Raw genomic sequence first — 21632 nt, 5'->3', positions numbered from 1 at the left:
GCTTCGCGGACGGGACCCGCTCTCGCGGGCGTTCGCGCGGCGCGGCGAGCGGTGCCGGTCTGTCGATAGGCTGTGGGCACGTTGGGCGAGGTACGCCCCCGATGGCCATTGGTAAGGAGGTCACCATGGGCGAATCCGCCCGACGCGACCGCCTCGTGGCGCTGCTCGCCCCGGTCGTCGAGGCCGAAGGTCTCGACCTCGAAGACGTGACGGTCACCCCCGCCGGCAAGCGCCGGCTGGTGCGGGTGGTCGTCGACCGTGACGGCGGCATCAGCCTCGACGACGTCTCAGAAGTCAGCCGTTCGGTCTCCGAGAAGCTCGACGCGAGCGACGCGCTCGGCAACAGCCCTTACGTGCTGGAGGTCACCTCTCCCGGCGTCGACCGCCCGCTGACCGAGCCGCGCCACTGGCGGCGCGCGCGAGGCAGATTGGTGAAGGCGGCGCTGACCGACGGCGCCGCCGTCGAGGGCCGGATCGTCGAGGCCGACGACGACGGCGTCGAGATCGAGGCCGCCGGCCGTTTCGCGTACGCGGATCTGGCAAAGGGCAAGGTCCAGGTGGAGTTCCGCCATCTGGACGACGAGGACGAAGATGAAGAAGACATCGCAGACGGCGATGAGGGCTGAGGGGGAGCCTTGTGGACATTGACATGAGCGTCCTGCGCAGCCTGGAGCGGGAGAAGGACATCTCGTTCGACCTGGTCGTGAAGGCCATCGAGGACGCGCTGCTGATCGCCTACTTCCGCACCGAGGGCGCCGCGCAGAAGGCCCGCGCCCAGCTCGACCGCGTCTCCGGGCACGTGTCGATCCTGGCCGCCGAGATCGGCGAAGACGGCGAGATCCTCCGGGAGTACGACGACACCCCGGGCAACTTCAGCCGCATCGCCGCGACCACCGCCAAGCAGGTCATCCTGCAGCAGCTCCGCGACGCCGAAGACGAGATCAACTTCGGCGAGTTCGCGAGCCGCGAGGGCGAGCTGGTGGCGGGGGTGATCCAGCAGGGCAAGGATCCCCGCGTCGTGCTGGTCGACCTGGGCAAGATCGAGGCCATCCTGCCCCACAACGAGCAGGTCCCCGGGGAGGAGTACGTCCACGGGGAGCGCATCCGCTGCTACGTGGTCCAGGTGAAGAAGGGCAACAAGGGTCCTTCGGTGACCCTGAGCCGCACCCACCCGAACCTGGTGAAGAAGCTGTTCGCGCTGGAGGTCCCGGAGATCGCCGACGGCACCGTCGAGATCGCCGCCATCGCCCGCGAGGCCGGCCACCGCACCAAGATCGCGGTCCGCTCCCGCAAGCCCGGCGTCAACGCCAAGGGCGCCTGCATCGGCCCGATGGGCTCCCGGGTGCGCAACGTGATGACCGAGCTGCACGGCGAGAAGATCGACATCATCGACTGGTCAGAAGACCCGGCCGACTTCGTCGGGAATGCGCTGTCGCCGGCGCGGGTTTCCCGTGTGGAGGTCGTCGACGCCGACGGCCGGGTGGCCCGGGTGACCGTCCCCGACTACCAGCTGTCGCTGGCGATCGGGAAGGAAGGGCAGAACGCCCGGCTGGCCGCGCGGCTGACCGGGTGGCGCATCGACATCAAGCCGGATACTCATGAGGCACCGGCCGATCCCGCAGATGCGTCGGCAAGGTAAGCTGGAATACGGTGACCAGGCCGCCCCGCTGAGAACGTGCGTGGGCTGCCGGGTTCGCACGGCCAAGTCCGAGCTACTCCGACTGGTGGTGGCCGGGGATGTGATCATCCCTGACCTGCAGAAACGGCTCCCGGGACGCGGTGCATCACTGCACCCCTCCCTGACCTGCCTGCAGCTCGCAGATCGTCGCCGGGCGTTCACCCGCGCTTTCCGCGCGGAGGGAACGCTCGATCAGACGCGCTTGCGGGCCTACTTGGAGGACTTGACGAGGAAAGCCGCCGGGTGAATGGTTACCAACTGTTTCGTAGGACGCCGAGTTGATGGGCGGAGTCAGATTGCTATGAGCGCCTGATGAGCACGCGGCAATGAGTACGTCCAGGTAGCGACGGTCCGGCGGCACAGCCTCCCGGGCCGAGTTAGGGAGTGCAGTGGCGAAGGTCCGGGTATACGAGCTCGCCAAGGAGTTCGGTGTAGAGAGCAAGGTCGTCATGGCCAAGCTCACCGAGATGGGCGAGTTCGTTCGATCGGCGTCTTCAACGATTGAGGCGCCGGTTGTCCGCAAACTGACGGAGGCGTTCGGTAAGGGCGACTCCAAGGGGGGCAAGTCCCCCCGTCCGGCCCCACGGCCGGCACCCCGGCCGGTCGGCAACGACCAGGCCGGCAACGGCGCTCCGGCGCCCGCATCGCCTTCGGACTTCGGCAACCGGCCGATTCCGAAGCCGGGTCCGCGGCCCGCGCCGCGTCCCGTTCCCATGCCGCATCCGACGCCGCAGCCCGCTCCCCAGAGCGAGGCCCCCGCGCGTCCCGCGGCTCCGCCCGCCCCGGCTCCGCGCCCCGAGGCGCCCCGTCCGGCGGCTCCGAGTGCACCCGCGGCCAGCGGCGGGCCCAGCGGTGGCGGCCAGTCCGCGCCGTCCGGCCCGCGTCCCGGTCCCGGCCCCAAGCCGGGTCCCCGGCCCGCTCCCGGCCCGCGTCCGACCCCCGGCCCCGCGGCCGGCGGCGGCGCGCCGCGTCCGGGTGGCGAGCGCGGTCCCAAGCCGGGTCCCCGCGGCCCGCGTCCGGGTAACAACCCGTTCTCTTCCAACGCCAGCGGCATGGGCCAGCGGCCCGCGCGTCCCGGCGACCGTCCCGACCGTGGTGACCGTCCCGACCGGGGCGACCACGCCGGTCCTCGTGGCGACCACGCCGGTCACCGCGGTGACCGGCCCGACCGCGGTCCTCGTGAAGACCGCGGCGACCGCGGGCCCCGCGAGCCGCGCCGTGAGGGCGGTCCGCGTCCGGGTCCCGGCGGTCCCCGTCCCGGTCCCGCCGGTGCGGGTGGTCCTCGTCCGGCCGGCGCCGGTCCTCGCCCGGGTCCGCCCGGCGCGGGTGGCCCGCGTCCGCCGGCTGGTGCCGGTGGTCCTCGTCCGGGTGGTCCCCGGCCGAACCCGTCGATGATGCCGCAGGGTCGTCCTGCCGGTCCCGGTGGCGGGCCCGGCGGCGGCGGTCGCGGTCCCGGTGGCGGCGGCGGTCGTCCCGGTGGCGGCGGTGGCCGCCCCGGTGGCGGTGGCGGTCGTCCGGGTGGCGGCGGCGGTTTCGCGCCGCGCGCCGGTGCCGCCGGTGGCGGTGGCGGCGGTCGTCCGGGTGGCGGCGGTCCCGGTGGTGGCGGCGGCGGCTTCGGCGGCGGTCGTCCCGGTCCGGGTGGCCGTGGCCGTGGCGGCGGCACCGCAGGCGCCTTCGGGCGTCCGGGTGGCCGTCCGACGCGTGGCCGCAAGTCCAAGCGCCAGAGGCGCCAGGAGTTCGACAACATGTCGGCGCCGGCGATCGGCGGCGTGCAGGCTCCCCGTGGCGGCGGTCAGACGATCCGTCTCCCGCGCGGCGCCTCGTTGTCCGACTTCGCCGACCGCATCGGCGCGAACCCGGCGGCGCTGGTCCAGATCATGCTCCACCTCGGTGAGATGGTGACCGCGACCCAGTCGGTGAACGAGGAGACGTTGCAGCTCCTCGGCGCCGAGCTCGACTACGTCGTGCAGGTCGTCTCGCCCGAGGAGGAGGACCGCGAGCTGCTCGAGTCCTTCAAGATCGAGTTCGGTGAGGACGAGGGCGACGAGGCCGACCTCGCGCCGCGTCCGCCGGTCGTGACCGTCATGGGTCACGTCGACCACGGTAAGACCAAGCTCCTCGACGCCATCCGGAACACCAACGTGGTGGCGCGGGAGGCCGGTGGCATCACCCAGCACATCGGCGCCTACCAGGTCCACGCGACCCACGAGGGCGAAGACCGGAAGATCACCTTCATCGACACCCCGGGTCACGAGGCGTTCACCGCCATGCGTGCCCGTGGTGCGCAGGCCACCGACATCGCCGTCCTGGTGGTCGCGGCCGACGACGGTGTGAAGCCGCAGACGATCGAGGCGCTGAACCACGCCCAGGCGGCCGAGGTGCCGATCGTGGTCGCGGTCAACAAGATCGACAAGGAGGGCGCCGACCCCACCAAGGTCCGGGCCCAGCTGACCGAATACGGCCTGGTGGCCGAGGAGTTCGGTGGCTCGACCCTGTTCGTCGACATCTCGGCGAAGCAGGGCCTGGGCATCGACAACCTGCTCGAGGCGATCATCCTGACGGCCGACGCGGAGCTCGACCTCCGCGCCAACCCCGACATGGACGCCCAGGGTCTGGCGATCGAAGCCCACCTCGACAAGGGCCGCGGCCCGGTGGCGACCGTGCTGGTCCAGCGCGGCACCCTGCGGGTCGGCGAGTCGATCGTCTGTGGCGAGGCCTTCGGCCGCGTCCGGGCGATGCTCGACGACAACATGCAGCCGGTCGAAGAGGCCGACCCGTCGCGTCCGGTCCGGGTGCTCGGCCTGACGGCCGTGCCCCGCGCGGGTGACAACTTCCTGGTCGTCAGCGACGACCGGATGGCCCGCCAGATCGCCCAGGAGCGGGCGGCTCGTCAGCGCATCGCGGAGATGGCCAAGGCCGGTCGCCGCCGTACGCTCGAAGAGCTGTTCAGCGACTACGAGAAGGGCAAGATCGACGAGCTCAAGCTCATCATCAAGGGTGACGTGTCCGGTTCGGTGGAAGCACTGGAAGACGCGCTGCTCAAGATCGATGTGGGCGAGGAGGTCAACCTCCGCGTGCTGCACCGCGCCGTCGGTGCGATCACGGAGTACGACGTCAACCTGGCGATCGCCGACGACAACGCGGTGATCATCGGCTTCAACGTGCGGCCGGAAGTCCGGGCGCGCGACCTGGCCGAGCGCGAGGGCGTCGACATCCGCTACTACTCGGTCATCTACCAGGCGATCGAGGAGATCGAGGCGGCCCTCAAGGGCATGCTCAAGCCCGAGTTCGAGGAGATCCAGACCGGCACCGCCGAGGTCCGCGAGGTCTTCAAGGTGCCGAAGATCGGCAACGTCGCGGGTACCCTGGTCCGCTCGGGTGTCATCACCCGCAACAGCAAGGCCCGGATCATCCGCGAGGGCGTCGTCATCGCCGACAACCTCACCGTCTCGTCGCTGCGCCGGTTCAAGGACGACGCGACCGAGGTCCGCGAGGGCTTCGAGTGCGGTATCGGCGTCGGTTACAACGACATCAAGATCGACGACGTCATCGAGACGTTCGAGATGCGTGAGAAGCCCCGCGACTAAGGGCTGATCGACCCGGTCCCCGGCCTGCTCGCAGGCCGGGGACCGGTTTCCTTGGGTAACCTGCACACGACCCACGCGCCAGGGTCTATTGGCGCCACAACAACACATGTATGTCGGTGCTCTGACGTTGGACATCCTCCTCGGCGACGTTCACTCGCTGAAGGAGAAACGGTCCGTTGTCCGTCCCCTCATCGCCGAGCTGCGCCGGCGGTTCCCCGCGGTCGCGGTGGCCGAGACCGGCCATCACGAACTGCACCGAAGAGCCGAGATCGGCGTCGCCGTCGTCTCCGGCTCGGCCGGGAACGTCGATGAGGTCCTGAACGCGTGCGAGCGGGCCGTCGCCTTCCGCCCCGAGATCGAGCTGCTGTCGGCTCGGCATCGTTTGTTCAACGACGAGGAATAGACCGCCAGGTCGCAGCGTCAGCCGTACATCCGGAAGAAGGGGGAGCGCGCCCATGGACGCCGCGCGAGCCAGGAAACTGGCGGACCGAATCCAGCAGATCGTCGCCGAGATGCTGGAACGGCGGATCAAGGATCCGCGACTGGGGTTCGTCACCATCACCGACACCCGGGTCACCAACGACCTGGGCGAGGCGACGGTCTTCTACACCGTCTTCGGGTCGGACGCCGAGCGTAAGGACACCGCCGCCGCGCTGGAGAGCGCCAAGGGCATCATCCGCTCGGAGGTCGGCCGGCAGACCGGGCTGCGGCACACGCCCACCCTCACGTTCACCCACGACCCCCTGCCCGACTCGGCCCGGCACATGGACGACCTGCTCGCCGAGGCCAGGGCCCGCGACGCCGAGATCGCGAAGAAGGCCGAAGGCGCCGCCTACGCGGGCGACGCCGACCCGTACAAGAAGGACGACGACGAACTCGACGACGAGTTCGAGGACGACACCGACGAGGTGTCCGAGCGAAGCGCGAAGTGACGCTCCCTGCCGAGGCCGAATGGGCGCGCGCGGTCGCGCTCATCGGTTCGCACGACTCGATCGCCCTGGCCTGTCACGTCACCCCCGACGGCGACGCCCTGGGCTCGATGCTGGCCTTCGGCCAGGCGCTGCGGCGGTCCGGCCGGCGCGTGGTCGCCTCCTTCGGCGACCACGTGCTGACCGTGCCCCGGCTGCTGCGTTTCCTCCCCGGCCAGGACCTCCTGGTCGACTCCGCGCGCTTCCCGGCCGAGCCGGACCTGATGATCACCTTCGACGCCGCCACGATCGAGCGGCTCGGCCTGCTCGTCCCGTCGGCCAAGGCCGCGAGGGAACTGGTGGTGCTCGACCACCACGCGTCCAACACCGGGTTCGGGACCGTCCAGCTCGTCGACCCGAAGGCGGCGGCCACGGCCGTGCTGGCCGAGGAGCTGATCCGGCGGCTGGGGCTCCCGATCGACCGGGACATCGCGGCCTGCCTCTACACCGCCCTGGTGACCGACACCGGGTCGTTCCGCTACAGCTCGACCACCCCCGCCGTGCACGCCCTGGCCGGGCGGCTGCTCGACGCGGGCCTCGACCCCGACGCCATCGCGCGGGAGTTGTGGGACCGGTCGCCGTTCGGCTACCTGCGGGTGCTCGGCGCCGCGTTGTCGCGGGCCGAGCTCGACCGGTCGGCCGTCGGCGGCGCCGGGCTGGTCTGGACGACCGTGACCCGGCAGGACCGGACCCTGAACGCGCTGCCCTACGACGAGGTCGAAGGGATCATCGACGTCCTGCGCAAGGTCGACGACGCCGAGGTCGCCGTGGTCTTCAAGGAAGACGACGAGGGCGCCTGGAACGTGTCGACCCGTTCGAAGGGCACGGCCGACGTGGGCCGTGTCTGCACCGCCCTGGGGGGTGGCGGGCATCCCGGCGCGGCCGGGTTCTCCTCCCGCGAGACCCCGCAGGAGACCGTCGCCCGCCTCACGGAGCTGCTCGCGTGACCAGACGCCCCCCGCCGCCGAGCGGGATCATCATCGTCGACAAGCCCTCGGGCTGGACCTCCCACGACGTCGTCGGCAAGATGCGCGGCATCGCCGGCACCCGCAAGGTCGGGCACGCCGGCACCCTCGACCCGATGGCGACCGGCGTGCTGGTCGTCGGGGTCGAGAAGGCCACCCGCCTGCTGGGCCACCTGGCGCTGACCGAGAAGGTCTACGAGGCCACGATGCGCCTCGGCGTCTCGACCAACACCGACGACGCCGAGGGCGAGGAGACCGGCCGCGCCTCCGCCGCCCACGTCACGGCCGACGACGTCCACAAGGGCGTCGCGGCGCTGACCGGGCCGATCATGCAGGTCCCGCCGCAGGTCAGCGCGATCAAGGTGAACGGCGAGCGGGCCTACAAGCTGGCCCGCCAGGGCGAGGAGGTGGAACTCCAGGCCCGGCCGATCACGGTCCACGCCTTCGAGGTCACCTCGGTGACCCTCGGCGAGCACGTCGACGTGACGGCCGTGATCACCTGCTCCTCCGGCACCTACATCCGCTCCCTGGCCCGTGACCTGGGCGACGGCCTGGGCGTGGGCGGCCACCTGACGGCGCTGCGCCGCACCCGCGTGGGCCCCTACGCGGTGGAGAACGCGCTGACCATCGAGGCGCTCCAGAAGGAGTGCGTCATCCTGCCCATCGCCGACGCCGTCTCCCAGGCCTTCCCCCGCCGCGACGTGACGGAGGAGGAGGCCCGCCTGGTCTCCCACGGGGGCCGCCTGAAGGCCGCCGGGCTGGGCGAGGGCCCGATCGGCGTCTTCGCCCCGGGCGGCGAACTCCTCGCGCTGGTCGAGGAGAAGGGCGGGGCCGCCAAACCCCTCGCCGTCTTCGTGTCGTAAAAGCTTTCTCCGTTACGGCTCCGCCCACCCCGGCGCCGACCGCCGCCCCGGGTGCGCGACGTATCCGGCGCCGACCGGCCGCGCCGGGGCCAGGGGCTCACGGGTTCCGGGGTGTGTGGGACGCTTAGGACGACTTAGCTTCTTGCCTGTTGGGGGTCGACGTGCGTGGCTGGCTCGGACTTGACGACGTGCCCGCGGACTGGGGCCGGTCCGTCGTCACGATCGGGGTGTTCGACGGCGTGCACCGGGGTCACCAGACGCTGGTGCGCCGGGCCGTCGACCTGGCCCGTGAGCTCGGGGTCGCCTCGGTCGCGGTGACCTTCGACCCCCACCCCGACGAGGTGGTGCGGCCCGGCAGCCACCCCTCCCAGCTCTCCACCCCCCACCGGCGCATCGAGCTGCTCGGCGCCCTCGGCGTCGACGCGGTGCTGATCCTGCCGTTCACGCTGGAGTTCTCGCGCACCTCGCCCGAGGAGTTCGTGCAGATCGCCCTGGTCGACCGGCTCCACGCCGCCGGCGTCGTGGTGGGGGAGAACTTCCGGTTCGGCCATAAGGCCGCCGGCAACCTCGCCACCCTGCGCGAGCTCGGCGAGAAGTACGACTTCGTCGCCGTCGGGGTCCCGCTGGTCAGCAGCCTCGAGGACATCACGTCCTCGCTGATCCGCCAGCACCTGACCGACGGCGACGTGGCCGCCGCCGCCGACGAGCTGGGCCGCCTCCACCGGGTCGAGGGCGTGGTCGTCCGGGGCCACCAGCGCGGCAAGGCCCTGGGGTTCCCGACCGCCAACGTCGAGTCGGCCCCCCACACGGCGATCCCGGCCGACGGCGTCTACGCCGGCTGGCTCGAGTCGCCCGACGAGCGCTGGCCCGCCGCGATCTCCATCGGCACCAACCCGACCTTCGAGGGCGTGGTCCGGACCGTCGAGGCGTACGCCCTCGACCGCGACGATCTCGACCTCTACGGCCTCCACGTCTCGGTCGACTTCCTCGCGCGGCTGCGCGACACCCTGAAGTTCGACTCGGTCGAGGCTCTGGTCGAACAGATGCGCGCCGACGTCGACGAGGCCCGACGCCTTCTTTGAGGCAGATTCCCTGACGCGAGCCACGGCCGGCCTTCGGCCGTCCGCGTCTCGCTTGCCGTCTCGGCTGGTTAACGGGCGATGGTAGCCTTGTATGTCGGCTGAGTAATCACCGGCTTCTCGTCACGGCGACTGTAGGCACGCACGGTCGTTCGCGGGATCGCAATGGCTACGCGTGCCCAGGGAACAAAGGAGAAGCAGTGTCGCTCGACACCGCCACGACCAAGGCCATCGTCGCCGAATACGGCGCCAGCGAGGGCGACACCGGGTCCCCCGAGGTGCAGATCGCGCTGCTGAGCAAGCGCATCAGCGACCTGACCGAGCACCTCAAGACCCACAAGCACGACCACCACAGCCGCCGCGGCCTGCTCCTGCTGGTCGGCCGTCGTCGCCGTCTGCTGAAGTACCTGCAGGCGAAGGACATCACCCGCTACCGCTCGCTGATCGAGCGGCTGGGTCTGCGCCGATAAGGCGTCGGGAAGGGAGCGGCGACGCACGCCGCTCCCTTCCGCGTAACGACAACTGAATAACCACACACCACCCGTGAAACCAGTGCCCCGCGTCATTCCGCGGAAAAAGAGGGCCGGTCCTCGGTAGTGGCCCCCGGTCGACGCGACCGGGCGCTTCGATCGAAGACCGGCGCCGCACCTCCGGGAGCCGGCGACGTGGGGTGACCGACCCGACAAAGGAGGTCCCCCGTGGAGGGTGTCCACAGCACGGAAGCCGTCATCGACAACGGCTCCTTCGGCACGCGGACGATCCGGTTCGAAACCGGCCGTCTCGCCCGCCAGGCGGCGGGGTCCGCCGTCGTCTACCTCGACGACGAGACGATGATCCTTTCTGCGACCACCGCCTCGAAGAACCCCAAGGAAAGCCTCGACTTCTTCCCGCTCACGGTCGACGTCGAGGAGCGCATGTACGCCGCGGGCCGCATCCCCGGCTCGTTCTTCCGCCGTGAGGGCCGCCCGTCCGAAGACGCGGTCCTGACCTGCCGGCTCATCGACCGGCCGCTGCGCCCCTCGTTCGTCAAGGGCCTGCGCAACGAGATCCAGATCGTCGCCACCGTCATGGCGCTCAACCCCGAGCACCTCTACGACGTCGTCGCGATCAACGCCGCCAGCCTCTCGACCCAGCTCGCCGGGCTGCCCTTCTCGGGCCCCATCGGCGGCGTCCGGGTCGCGCTGATCAGCGGCCAGTGGGTGGCGTTCCCGACCCACACCGAGCTCGAGGGCGCGACCTTCGACATGGTCGTGGCCGGCCGCGTGCTCGCCGACGGCGACGTCGCGATCATGATGGTCGAGGCCGAGTCGACCAAGGACACGCTGAAGCTAGTCGCCGAGGGCGCGGTCGCGCCCACCGAGGAGACCATCGCCCAGGGCCTCGAGGCGGCCAAGCCGTTCATCAAGGTGCTGTGCGAGGCGCAGTCGAAGGTGGCGCAGGTCGCCGCCAAGGAGACCGGCGAGTTCCCGATCTTCCTCGACTACCAGGAAGACGCGCTGGCCGCCGTCGAGGGCGCCGTGCGCTCCGAGCTCGCCGCCGCGCTGACCATCGCCGGCAAGCAGGAGCGCGAGGCCGAGATCGACCGGGTCAAGGGCCTGGTCGGCGAGAAGCTGCTGGCCGACTTCGAGGGCCGCGAGAAGGAACTGTCGGCCGCCTACCGCAGCCTGACCAAGAAGCTGATGCGCGAGCGCGTCATCAGCGAGGGCGTCCGCATCGACGGCCGCGGCCCGAAGGACATCCGGGGGCTCAACGCCGAGGTCCACGTCGTGCCCCGCGTCCACGGCTCGGCCCTGTTCGAGCGCGGCGAGACCCAGATCCTGGGCATCACCACGCTGAACATGCTCCGCATGGAGCAGATGATCGACACGCTCAACCCCGAGCGCACCAAGCGCTACATGCACAACTACAACTTCCCGCCCTACTCGACCGGTGAGACCGGCCGCGTGGGCTCGCCCAAGCGCCGCGAGATCGGCCACGGCGCACTGGCCGAGCGGGCGCTCATCCCGGTTCTCCCGAGCCGCGAGGAGTTCCCCTACGCCATCCGCCAGGTCTCCGAGGCCCTGGGCTCCAACGGCTCGACCTCGATGGGCTCGGTCTGCGCCTCGACGATGGCGCTGCTCGACGCCGGCGTGCCGCTCAAGGAGATGGTGGCCGGCATCGCGATGGGCCTGATCGGCGAGGGCGACACCTACGTCACCCTGACCGACATCCTGGGCGCCGAAGACGCCATGGGCGACATGGACTTCAAGGTCGCCGGCACCAAGGACGTCATCACCGCCCTGCAGCTCGACACCAAGCTCGACGGCATCCCCGCCTCGGTCCTGGCCGCCGCGCTGAAGCAGGCGCGCGGCGCGCGGCTGGCCATCCTCGACGTGATGCAGGAGGCGATCGACTCCCCGGCGGAGATGAACCCGACCGCGCCGCGCATCATCACGATCAAGGTCCCCGTAGACAAGATCGGCGAGGTCATCGGCCCGAAGGGCAAGATGATCAACCAGATCCAGGACGACACGGGCGCCGAGATCACCATCGAGGACGACGGCACGATCTACATCGGCGCCACCGACGGCCCCTCGGCCGAGGCGGCCCGGAGCGCGATCAACGCCATCGCCAACCCGCACATGCCAGAGGTCGGCGAGCGCTACCTGGGCACGGTCGTCAAGATCGCCGCCTTCGGCGCGTTCATCAGCCTCATGCCCGGCAAGGACGGCCTCCTCCACGTCTCCCAGATCCGCAAGCTGCACGGCGGCAAGCGCATCGAGAACGTGGAAGACGTGATGGGCGTCGGCGAGAAGATCCAGGTGGAGATCGCCGAGATCGACTCGCGCGGCAAGCTCTCCCTGGTCCCGGTCGAGGTCGTGGAGAAGGAGGCGGCCGAGAAGGCCGCCCGCGCCGAGGCCGGCGAGCCCGAGCCCGAGGCGGCCCCCGCGGAGCAGTCGGAGGCCCGTGGCGGCGACGACGAGCCGCGCCGCCGCCGCACCCGCAGCCGTTCCGGACGGGACGACCGCAACTCGTGATCACGACGACCCTGTTCGATGGAAAGGACGGTGCGGGGGTCATCCGCCGCACCGTCCTGCCCGGTGGGCTCCGCGTGGTGACCGAGACCATGCCGACCGTGCGTTCCGTCGCGGTCGGCGCGTGGGTCGGCATCGGCTCGCGCGACGAGGACCCGGAGCACACCGGAGCCACCCACTTCCTTGAGCACCTGCTGTTCAAGGGCACGCCCACGCGCGACGCGATGGAGATCTCCGCGTCGATCGAGGGCATCGGCGGCGAGATCAACGCGTTCACCGCCAAGGAGTACACCTGCTACTACGCGCGGGTCCTCGACGAGGACCTGCCGCTGGCGATCGACGTGCTGGCCGACGTGGTCACCTCGTCCCTGATCACCCCCGACGACGTCGAGTCGGAGCGGGGCGTGATCCTCGAGGAGATCGCCATGCACGACGACGACCCCTCCGACGTGGTCCACGAGGCGTTCTCCGAGCAGCTCTACGGCGACACCCCGATCGGGCGGCCGATCCTCGGCAACGAGGAGACGATCAACGCCCTGTCGCGCGACCGCATCGACGAGTACTACCAGCGCTTCTACCTGCCGACCCACACCGTGATCTCGGTGGCCGGCAACGTCTCCCACGAGCACGTGGTGGAACTGGTCGCCCGCGCCTACGAGCGCGCCGGGGCCCTGGGCGGCGACGCCGCCCCGATCCCGCCCCGCGTCGGCGGCGTGAGCCTGCCCGCCCACCGGGGCGTGAAGGTGGTCGACCGGCCGACCGAGCAGGCCAACCTCGTGCTGGGCACGACCGGCGTCAGCCGGACCGACGACCGCAGGTTCGCCCTCGGGGTGCTCAACGCGGCGCTCGGCGGCGGCATGTCCTCCCGCCTGTTCCAGGAGATCCGGGAGAAGCGCGGCCTGGCCTACAGCGCCTACAGCTACACCTCGCAGTACGCCGACACCGGCCAGTTCGGGGTGTACGTCGGCTGCCTCCCCTCGAAGATCGACGACGTCCTCAAGATCTGCCGCGACGAGATCGGGCGGGTGGTCTCCGACGGCTTCACCGAGGAGGAGATCGTGCGCGGCAAGGGCCAGATGCGCGGCGGTCTGGTGCTCGGCCTGGAGGACACCGGCTCCCGCATGTCCCGGATCGGCAAGAGCGAGCTCGTCTACGACCGGCTGATGTCGGTCGACGAGGTTCTGGCGCGCATCGACGCCGTGACCGCGGCCGACATCGCCGAGGTGGCCTCCGACGTGCTGACCCGTCCGCTGACCCTCGCGGTCATCGGGCCGTTCGCCGGGAAGGACTTCTCTGCCTCGGTGAGCTGACCGCTAGCCTTGGCTTGTGATCAGAGTAGGTGTGCTGGGCGCGCGTGGCCGCGTCGGGGTGGAAGTGTGCAAGGCCGTCCACGCGGCCGACGATCTGGAGCTCGTGGCGGCCGTCGACAAGGACGACGCGCTCGACCCGATCGCCGAGGCCGAGGTGGTGGTCGACTTCACCCACCCCGACGTGGTGATGGGCAACCTCCGCTGGTGCGTCGAGCGGGGGGTTCACCCGGTCGTCGGCACGACCGGCTTCGACCCCGGCCGCCTCGACGAGGTCAGGGCCCTGCTGGCGGCCAACCCCGGTACCAACGCCCTGATCGCCCCCAACTTCGGCATCGCGGCCGTGCTGATGATGCACTTCGCCGCGCAGGCGGCGCGCTTCTTCGAGTCGGCCGAGATCGTCGAGCTGCACCACCCGAACAAGGCCGACGCGCCCTCGGGCACCGCCCGGCGGACCGCCGAGCTGATCGCCGCCGCCCGCGCCGAGGCCGGGGTGGGTCCGATGCCCGACGCGACCTCCCAGGAGCTCCCGGGCGCGCGGGGAGCCGACGTCGACGGCGTCCGCGTCCACGCGGTGCGGCTGGCCGGGCTGATCGCCCACCAGGAGGTCATCCTGGGCGGCGACGGCGAGATCCTGACCATCCGCCACGACACCATGAACCGGTCGTCGTTCACGCCGGGCGTGCTGCTGGGGGTCCGGAAGGTGCGCGACCTGCCCGCCGGGCTCACGGTGGGCCTCGACGCGCTGCTCGACCTTTAGGCGCTTCCACAGGCTGCGCCGCTCGCCGCGAAAACGTCGGTCACCCGGGGCATGATGGCACCCCGGGCGGGAGGGCTCCGGCCGTCGGGCGCCGAGTCGGCGCGGCCGGTCGGCGCCGGTCACGCGGCTTACCGGAGTGCGGGGGTCGGCGCCGGGGTGGGCGGAGCCGTAACGGAAAGATGCGCTTTTCAGGCCAGGTTGACGGACAGGCCGATCGCGAAGAGCAGGCCGAAGACGATCTGCAAGCGGCCGGTCTGCTGGAGGGTCGCGATCAGCGCCCGCCCTTCGAGGCCGTTCATGACCTCGCGCACCGGCCTGATCGCCAGCGGCAGCGCCAGCAGGCCGAGTGCCGCGAACGGGTGGGAGAACGCCAGCGGCACCAGGCAGGCGAACGGCACCAGCAGGCACGCCGCGTAGAGGAACCGGGTGCGGCGGTCGCCGAGCACCACCGCGAGCGTGCGCTTCCCCGCGGGCTCGTCGGTCTGACGGTCGCGCAGGTTGTTGACCACGAGCAATGCCATGGCCAGGAGCCCGACCGGCACCGCGACCCACACCGACGTCCACGACCAGCCGATCTGGACGTAGGCGGTGCCGATGACCGCCACCAGGCCGAAGAAGAAGAACACCGACAACTCGCCGAGCGCCCGGTAGCCGTAGGGGCGCGAGCCGCCCGTGTAGAACCAGGCCGCCAGGATCGACAGGGCCCCGAAGGCCAGCATCCACCAGGCCGAGGTCGCCACCACGAGGGCCAGGCCGACCACGGCGGCGGCGGCGAAGCAGCCGAGCGCCGCGGTGAGCACCGCCTTGGGCGTGGCCGCCTTCGAGCCGACGAGCCGCATCGGGCCGACCCGGCCGTCGTCGGTGCCCTTGACGCCGTCGCTGTAGTCGTTGGCGTAGTTGACGCCGACCTGGAGGACCAGGGCGACGAAGAGGGCGGCCAGGGCCGCCCACCAGACGAAGTGACCGGCCCCGATGGCGACGCCGGTGCCGGCCGCGACCGGGACGACCGCTGCGGGGAGAGTGCGGGGCCGCGCGCCGGCGACCCATTGAGCCGGGGTGGTCACGCGCGTGAGATGTCCGTCGTCATGCGGACCATCCGGATCGGACGGCCCATGTCGAGCACCCGTTCGGCCATGTCTTCGCCCCAGCCGGCCGATTCGAGGAACCCGAGCATCGCGTAGTTCTCGGCGAACACCCAGGTCACGACGGAGCTGTAGCCGTCGTCGCGCAGGTGGTCGACGGTCGCGTTGAGCAGCCGGCTGCCGTGGCCGCGCCGGATGTGGTTGGGGTCGACCAGCAGCGTGAGCAGCTCGGCCGTGAACCCGGGATGCAGATCAGGGTCTTCCGCGGGCCCGTGGGAGGCGAGCCCGACGACGCGGTCGCTGGCCCGCTCGGCCGCCGTCGGCAGCGCCGCGAGCACTCCGCCGGGACCCAGCGCGTGCCACTCTTCGGTGTCGGGGACGACGCGTTCCACGGCGACGAGCACCCGGTGCCGGGGGGAGGGCGGCGACAGGATCGCCTCGTCCCACTGGCGCCGCCACATCTTCTCGGCGGCCTGACCGGTCATCTGCTCCAGCGGGCCGGGGGGCAGGAAGTCGCGGTAGCCGTGCTTCCACGCCCTGATCTGGGTGCTCGTCACCGCGTCGACATCTTCGAGACGGGCAGGTCTGACACCCATTTGGCCGGCTCCTTTCTGTGCCTATGACACCGTACTGGTCAGGCGGACATCCCCGGACCTTCAGCCTGACGTCGTGCCCTATATGTCCGAGTTTTCGTGCGATTTCCACACACGCGCATCGAGCACCACGCCCGTGACCGGTTCTTCGACGCGTCGATGAAGGCGGCCTGGCAGGTGCTCTCGACGCACACCTTAAGGCGTGGCCAGGTCCCGTCGGCGTGCGCCGCAGCGATCATGGCCGCGAGTTCCGCGAGACCCCGGTGGGCCGCGCCGTCGGCCGGCACGAGCCGGGGCGTGCCGCCGTCGAGGGCGACGCGCAGCGACAGCGCCGCCAGCGCCGTCTCCAGGGGTTCGGGGGTCGTGTACGCCACCGCGTCGTGGTTGTGCCGCAGGCCCGCCCTCAGACCCTCCCGCAGATCCCTGGCGAGCGCGAGATCGTCGGCGGGCTGGAGGCCGTGGCTCTGGAGCCAGTCGCGCAACGCCCGCGGGGAGGTCAGGTCGTCGGTATCGGTCTCGACGTCGTAGGTGTTGACGAAGTCGCGCAGCAGTTCGGCCGGGCCGGACACGGTGATCACCCCTTCCGGGGAACTCTAGCCGGGAATAACCAGACACCCCCGTAACGCTTTAGCTGGTGTCGAGAATTCCTGAAGGAGTACACCATGCACGTCAGCTACCTCGCCTACCTGGCCTTCCAGCAGAAGAAGCGGCGGGAGCGCCAGTCGGCGGTTCCCCGTAAGCCGTCGCGAGCCGAATGACCCCCTCGGCCAGCTCCGCCCGATGGGACGCCGCCGTGTGGGTGAGCCGCAACCACGGCCCCGGCGGCTCGGCGGCGTGGTAGATCCGCCCGGGGCTGACCAGCACGCCCGCCCGCTGGGCGCGTTCGACCAGCGCCGATTCGTCGAGGGCGGGCGGGAGCCGTACCCACACATGGAGCCCTCCCTTCGGGGCCAGCTCCACCCGCGCGCCGGGCAGGTGCCGCCCCAGGCTCTCCAGCAGGATGCCCCGCCGCTCGTCGATCTCCGCCGCGACGGCGGCCCGGTGCCGCCGCCAGGCCGGGGCCGACACGAACTCCAGCGCCGTCTCCTGCAGCGGCCGGGCGACGAAGAACGACTCCACGATCTGCGCGGCCCGCAGCCGCGCGGCGGCCGGCCCCCGGGCGACCAGCCCGGCCACCCGGAGGCTGGGCGCGGTGATCTTGCTGAGCGACAACACGTGCACGACCGTGCCGTGCGTGTCCAGCGCCACCAGCGGAGGCGGCGGGGGAGTGGTGGTCAGATAGCGGGCGAAGTCGTCCTCCACGACGAAGGCGCCGGCCGCCCGTGCGACGGCGAGCACCTGCCGCCGCCGGTCCAGTGACAACGTCGCCCCCGTCGGGTTCTGCAACGTCGGCTGGCAGTAGAAGACCCTGGCCCCCGTCCGCGCGAACGCCTCGGCGAGCTGGTCGGGCCGCACTCCGCCCTCGTCGGCGGGCACCGGCACCACCCGCAGCCCCGCCGCCCGCGCGGTCGCCAGCGCCCCCGGATAGGTCGGCGTCTCCACCAGCACCGGGTCGCCCGGCGCGGCCAGCCCGCGGAAGGCGTGGGTCAGCGCGGCCTGCCCGCCGCTGACGATGAGCACGTCGTTCTGCGTCGTCTCGGTCTCGCCGGCGAACCAGGTGCGCAACTCGGGCACGCCCGCGCGCGGCGGCATCGACCAGGCGTCGGGCCGCTTCACCGCCCTGATCGCGGCCGCCCCGAGTTCCTTGGTGGGCCGCAGCACCGGGTTCAGATAACCGCCGGTGAGCGGGATCACCCCATCCTCGGGCTGCTGGAGGATCGACGTCAGCGGCGCCTCGTCGACCACCCGCTCGCCCAGGGCGACGGTCTGCCACGACGGATCGGTCTCCTTCGGCCTCGGCGGCGCGGCCACGAACGCGCCCGCGCCCGGCCGGGTGGTGACGACCCCTTCGGCGACCAGCCGCGCGACCGCCTTGGAGACCGTGACGGGCGAGACGCCGTGGGCCTGGACGATCTCCCGGCTGGAGGGCAGCCGGTCGCCCGCCCGCAGGGAGGCGGCCTGAGCTTTCAGGCTGTCGACGAGACGAGCGATACTGCTATCGTCGTTCATGAGAACCAAGAGTAGCGCTATCGTTCACGAGCAGGTAGCCAGTAGCGGATCAATCAAGCGACCTGATAGCGCTGGTCTCGGCACCGCACTCGCCGCCGTCGGCGTGCTCGCCTTCTCCGGCTCGATGCCCGCCACCGTGTACGCCATGCGCGGCCTCGACCCCTTCCTGGTCGCCATCGGCCGCGCGGTGCTCGCCCTGGTGGTGGCCGCGGGCTTCCTGCTGATCGCGCGGGCCCCGCTGCTGCCGCCCCGCCGCGACCTCGGGTCCTACGTCGTCATCGCCCTCGGCGTCGTCTTCGGCTTCCCCGTCTTCAGCGGCCTGGCCCTGTACGGCGGCGCGTCCACCTCCCACTCGGCCGTGATCATCGGCCTGCTCCCGGCCGCCACCGCGGTGTTCGCCGTGTTGCGCGCCGGGGAACGCCCCCGGGCGGCCTTCTGGCTGGCCAGCGGCCTGGGGGCGCTGTCGATCACCGTCTTCACCCTGTCGCGCGGCGGCGGCCACGTGGCCACGGCCGACCTGCTGCTCGTGCTGGCCCTCGGCTCGGCCGCCGTCGGCTACACCGAGGGGGCCCGGCTGACCCGGACCACCCCCGGCTGGCGGGTCATCTCCTACGCCCTCGTCGTGGCCGCCCCGCTGACGGTCCCGCTGACCGTCTGGCTCGCCCTGACGACCGAGCCGGTGCTCACCGGCGAGTCGGTCGCGGGCTTCCTCTACACCGGCCTCATCTCCATGTACCTCGGCTTCATCCCCTGGTACGCCGGCCTCGCCCAGGGCGGGATCGCCCGAGCGGGCCAGACCCAGCTCGCGCAGCCTCTGCTGACGCTGAGCTGGGCGGTCCTGCTGCTGGGCGAACCCTTCGACCCCTGGACGATCGTGGCGGCCATGGCCGTGCTGGTCTGCGTGGCCGCCACCCAGCGCACCCGGGCAGGTGTTATTCGAGCGTGAACGTGGCGCTGCTCTGGAAGGCGGCCGCGCCGTCGTTCTGCTCGACCCAGACCAGGCCCGACCGGTGCCGCAGGAAGTAGCCGGGGAAGTTGACCGACTCGTACGAGACTCCGCCGCCGGTCAGCCCGGTGCGCCGGTAGAACGAGGCGTCGGATCGGAACAGCGCGGAGTTGTCGTTGCGCTCGACCCACGCCTCGTGGTTGCGGTGCCGCAGGAAGTAGCCCGGGAAGTTGGTCGACTCCAGCGACACCGTGCCCGACCCGGTCAGCCCGGCGACCTGCCGGAACTGACTGTCGGCCAGCGGCGTGACATTGGTTTCGAGCCGGACGCGGTACTCCCAGTGCCGGACCGCGTAGTTCCCCGACATGAGCCGCACCGGGGTGGCGCCGTCGGGCACCGGAATGCCGAAGTCGGGCGTGCCGTCGGCCCGCCAGTAGATCTTCTGCACCCGCGTCCGCCGGTTCGGGTCGTTCAGCGGGTCGCCCGAGATGTTCTGGTACGACCGGTCGTGGTAGACGAGCAGGTCGCTCTGGCCGTCCTCCGAGACGGTGAAGGAGTTGTGGCCCGGCCCCCACTGGCCGGTCGCCGAACTCGACACGAAGACCGGGTTGGCGCTCTTCGTCCACGACGCGGCGTTGAGCGGATCCGAAGACGCCGACGCGGTCAGCAGGCCGAGGCAGTAGTTCGCGTCGGTGGCGCTGGCCGAGTAGGTCAGGAACAACCGCCCGTTCCGCTGGATCACCGACGGCCCCTCCGCGACCCGGTAGCCCCGGGTCTCCCAGGCCAGGGTGGGGATCGTCAGGCGGGTGGTGGTTCCGGTGATCTGCCAGGGATTGCTCCCCATCCGGGCGATGTACAGGTTGGAGTTGGTCGAGATGCCCGGCTCCTGCTGCGCCCAGGTCAGGTAGCGCACGCCGTTGTGCACGAAGGTCGAGGCGTCCAGCGAGAAGGTGTCCCAGGGCGTGGAGATGCGCCCGCGTTCGGTCCACGTGCCGGTCAGGGGGTTGGCCGCGGTGCTCTCCAGGACGTACATGCGGATGCGCCACACGTCGTCGGCGCGGCCGGCGGCGAAGTAGACGTACCAGCGCCCGTTGATGAAGTGGATCTCGGGCGCCCAGATGTGCGCCCCCATCTCGCCGGAGGAGTGCTTGCGCCAGATGACGGTCTCGGGCGCGCTCGCCAGCCCCTGGATCGTGGTCGCGCGGCGCAGCACGATGCGGTCGTACTCGGGCACCGTGGCGGTGAAGTAGTAGTAGCCGTCGGTGTGCCGGAAGATGTGCGGATCGGCGCGCTGCGCCGCGATCGGGTTCGAGTACTGCACGGCCGGACTGGCCTGCGCCGGCATCGGCGTCAGGAGCAGCAGCGTCGCCACGGCGACGACCAGGCGTAACAGGCGCATGACGGGTCCTCTCAGGCCAGCGGACTGGTCACGGTGAAGGCGGTGCCGGTCGAATCGAGCCGCAAGCTGCCGTTCAGGAACTTCCCGGGCAGGTTGTACGACTCCAGCAGCGACCCGCGCGCGCAGAAGGTGGCGTCACCGCGGAAGATCGCGGATCCGTCGTTGCGCTGCAGCACCAGCTGCATGTTGTAGTGACGCAGGTAGTAGCCGGGGAAGTTGATCGCCTGGAACGAGTAGCACCCGGAGTGCGCCAGCCCCGCGCCGACCGTGAAGGTGGAGTCCTGCCGCGCCAGCAGCGGGCTGCTCGACGTGACGTTCTCCAGGTAGGCCTGGTAGTCGCGGTGGCGGACGTACAGGGACCCGGCCCGCACCGACCGGTTGCCGGTCGGCAGCGCGGTCGTGTCACCGGAGTCCTCCCGCAGGACGGTGAAGTGCCGGGCCGTGCCCGACAACCCCGACAACTCGGTCCGGGAGGAGAAACTCGACAGGTTGGAACTGTCGGCGTAGTAGTAACGCCCGCCCGAGTAGTTGTCGAAGTAGAGCCGCCAGCGATTGTCCGGAAGCCGCACCAGCGCGGGCCCTTCGAGCCCCGACCCCCACCCCGCCCAGTTGCCCGTGCCGACGAACGTCCAGGGCCCGTTGAGGCTGGTGGCGGTGGCATGCTCGATGTACTTGGTCGTCTCGTTCTTCAGGAAATTGTGATAGACCCCGTCGACCTTGACGAGAAAACTGTCGATGTAATTGGCCGGAATGCCGAGCGGCGTCGCCGCCGACCACGTCGAGAGCGCGGAATTGGTGGCCGTGATGCGATAGGGCCGGAACTGGCCCGCCGTTCCGGTCGTCGACGCCGAGAAGACGACGTGCACACTCCCGTCGGAGTCGCGGAACCACTCGGGCGCCCACGTGCTGCCGGTCGACCCGTTCAACCCGACGGTGACGTTGCGCTGGAACGTCCAGGTCACGGCGTCGGCACTGCGGGCGAACCCGATCGTGTTGCCGGTCCAGCCGGTCGTGTAGACGAGGTGGTAGTAGCCGTCGGTGTGCTTGATGACGCTCGGGTCGCGGATCAGGCCCGAGGGGGGTGTGTAGGCGTTGGCCCTGATGAGGTTGTAGTTGGCCGCGTTGCTGGAGTCGTAGACGTACATGTTCGACTCGCTGGCGTTGGTGAACGCGGTCATCAGGTAGTGCGGGGCGGGGCCGGCGGCGTTGGCGGGGGTGGGGTGGAGGACGGCGGCGACGAGGAGGAGGGGGAGCAGCACTCTTCTCAGCATGTGGGGTCCAT

20 protein-coding genes are annotated in these 21632 nt (G+C 70.9%); 14 read left to right on the top strand and 6 right to left on the bottom strand.

The features are described from left to right. Positions 1–125 precede the first annotated feature (125 nt). The 13 genes from rimP to dapB all read left to right on the top strand — a co-directional run bounded on the left by rimP (position 126) and on the right by dapB (position 14221). On the top strand, positions 126–626 hold the full coding sequence (gene rimP / locus AW271_RS28855; protein ID WP_062340752.1) for a ribosome maturation factor RimP: 501 nt from the start codon (positions 126–128) through the stop codon (positions 624–626). A 23-nt stretch (positions 627–649) separates the two neighbouring features. Continuing rightward, the gene (gene nusA, locus AW271_RS28850; RefSeq protein ID WP_197038487.1) at positions 650–1639 is read left to right on the top strand and encodes a transcription termination factor NusA; all 990 of its coding nucleotides are present in this window, start codon (positions 650–652) and stop codon (positions 1637–1639) included. Continuing rightward, positions 1599–1925, top strand: coding sequence for a YlxR family protein (locus tag AW271_RS28845; RefSeq protein WP_369408479.1), 327 nt, complete (start codon positions 1599–1601; stop codon positions 1923–1925). The genes nusA and AW271_RS28845 overlap by 41 nt, the downstream gene beginning before the upstream one ends. Positions 1926–2067: 142 nt before the next feature. Beyond that, complete coding sequence (infB, locus tag AW271_RS28840; protein ID WP_062340750.1) at positions 2068–5265, top strand: translation initiation factor IF-2; 3198 nt, start codon at positions 2068–2070, stop codon at positions 5263–5265. Between the two features lie 106 nt (positions 5266–5371). Further along, the gene (locus AW271_RS28835; RefSeq protein WP_030450887.1) at positions 5372–5668 is read left to right on the top strand and encodes a DUF503 domain-containing protein; all 297 of its coding nucleotides are present in this window, start codon (positions 5372–5374) and stop codon (positions 5666–5668) included. Between the two features lie 52 nt (positions 5669–5720). Continuing rightward, positions 5721–6197, top strand: coding sequence for a 30S ribosome-binding factor RbfA (rbfA, locus tag AW271_RS28830; RefSeq protein WP_062340749.1), 477 nt, complete (start codon positions 5721–5723; stop codon positions 6195–6197). Beyond that, the gene (locus AW271_RS40195) at positions 6194–7180 is read left to right on the top strand and encodes a DHH family phosphoesterase (RefSeq protein ID WP_062340748.1); all 987 of its coding nucleotides are present in this window, start codon (positions 6194–6196) and stop codon (positions 7178–7180) included. The genes rbfA and AW271_RS40195 overlap by 4 nt, the downstream gene beginning before the upstream one ends. After that, positions 7177–8061, top strand: coding sequence for a tRNA pseudouridine(55) synthase TruB (gene truB, locus AW271_RS40190; protein ID WP_062340747.1), 885 nt, complete (start codon positions 7177–7179; stop codon positions 8059–8061). The genes AW271_RS40195 and truB overlap by 4 nt, the downstream gene beginning before the upstream one ends. A 161-nt stretch (positions 8062–8222) precedes the next feature. Further along, a complete protein-coding gene (locus AW271_RS28815) occupies positions 8223–9143 on the top strand; it encodes a bifunctional riboflavin kinase/FAD synthetase (protein WP_062340850.1) in 921 nt (306 codons plus the stop codon). 197 nt (positions 9144–9340) lie between these two features. Beyond that, on the top strand, positions 9341–9610 hold the full coding sequence (gene rpsO, locus AW271_RS28810; protein WP_030450882.1) for a 30S ribosomal protein S15: 270 nt from the start codon (positions 9341–9343) through the stop codon (positions 9608–9610). A gap of 228 nt (positions 9611–9838) precedes the next feature. Next, complete coding sequence (locus tag AW271_RS28805) at positions 9839–12157, top strand: polyribonucleotide nucleotidyltransferase (protein WP_062340746.1); 2319 nt, start codon at positions 9839–9841, stop codon at positions 12155–12157. Continuing rightward, positions 12157–13464, top strand: coding sequence for a M16 family metallopeptidase (locus AW271_RS28800; RefSeq protein ID WP_083977413.1), 1308 nt, complete (start codon positions 12157–12159; stop codon positions 13462–13464). Before AW271_RS28805 ends, AW271_RS28800 begins: the two co-directional genes overlap by 1 nt. A 16-nt stretch (positions 13465–13480) precedes the next feature. Continuing rightward, on the top strand, positions 13481–14221 hold the full coding sequence (gene dapB, locus AW271_RS28795; RefSeq protein ID WP_062340744.1) for a 4-hydroxy-tetrahydrodipicolinate reductase: 741 nt from the start codon (positions 13481–13483) through the stop codon (positions 14219–14221). A gap of 188 nt (positions 14222–14409) precedes the next feature. Here the strand turns inward: dapB and AW271_RS28790 are convergent, their stop codons facing one another. The 4 genes from AW271_RS28790 to AW271_RS28775 all read right to left on the bottom strand — a co-directional run bounded on the left by AW271_RS28790 (position 14410) and on the right by AW271_RS28775 (position 18005). After that, entirely contained in the window at positions 14410–15285 is an 876-nt protein-coding gene (locus tag AW271_RS28790; protein ID WP_062340743.1) for a 1,4-dihydroxy-2-naphthoate polyprenyltransferase, read from the bottom strand. Then, on the bottom strand, positions 15282–15899 hold the full coding sequence (locus AW271_RS28785) for a GNAT family N-acetyltransferase (RefSeq protein WP_062340742.1): 618 nt from the start codon (positions 15897–15899) through the stop codon (positions 15282–15284). The genes AW271_RS28790 and AW271_RS28785 overlap by 4 nt, the downstream gene beginning before the upstream one ends. Positions 15900–15937: 38 nt before the next feature. Beyond that, positions 15938–16474, bottom strand: a complete 537-nt coding sequence (locus tag AW271_RS28780; protein ID WP_245653253.1) for a CGNR zinc finger domain-containing protein — start codon at positions 16472–16474, stop codon at positions 15938–15940. A gap of 91 nt (positions 16475–16565) precedes the next feature. Beyond that, on the bottom strand, positions 16566–18005 hold the full coding sequence (locus tag AW271_RS28775) for an aminotransferase-like domain-containing protein (protein WP_062340741.1): 1440 nt from the start codon (positions 18003–18005) through the stop codon (positions 16566–16568). Here AW271_RS28775 and AW271_RS28770 point away from each other — a divergent pair. Further along, on the top strand, positions 18004–18951 hold the full coding sequence (locus AW271_RS28770) for a DMT family transporter (protein ID WP_083977381.1): 948 nt from the start codon (positions 18004–18006) through the stop codon (positions 18949–18951). The two genes, AW271_RS28775 and AW271_RS28770, sit on opposite strands and share 2 nt — an antisense overlap. Here AW271_RS28770 and AW271_RS28765 read toward each other — a convergent pair. Continuing rightward, positions 18938–20350: a family 43 glycosylhydrolase gene (locus tag AW271_RS28765; protein ID WP_083977379.1), complete on the bottom strand. Its 1413-nt coding sequence runs from the start codon at positions 20348–20350 to the stop codon at positions 18938–18940. The genes AW271_RS28770 and AW271_RS28765 overlap by 14 nt on opposite strands. An 11-nt stretch (positions 20351–20361) precedes the next feature. Next, on the bottom strand, positions 20362–21621 hold the full coding sequence (locus AW271_RS28760; protein WP_218008204.1) for a glycoside hydrolase family 43 protein: 1260 nt from the start codon (positions 21619–21621) through the stop codon (positions 20362–20364). Positions 21622–21632 lie beyond the last annotated feature (11 nt).

It is taken from the genome of Herbidospora sakaeratensis, from assembly GCF_001570525.1.
In the GTDB taxonomy this organism is placed as follows: domain Bacteria; phylum Actinomycetota; class Actinomycetes; order Streptosporangiales; family Streptosporangiaceae; genus Herbidospora; species Herbidospora sakaeratensis.
This window is presented reverse-complemented; position numbering and strand designations above follow the sequence as displayed.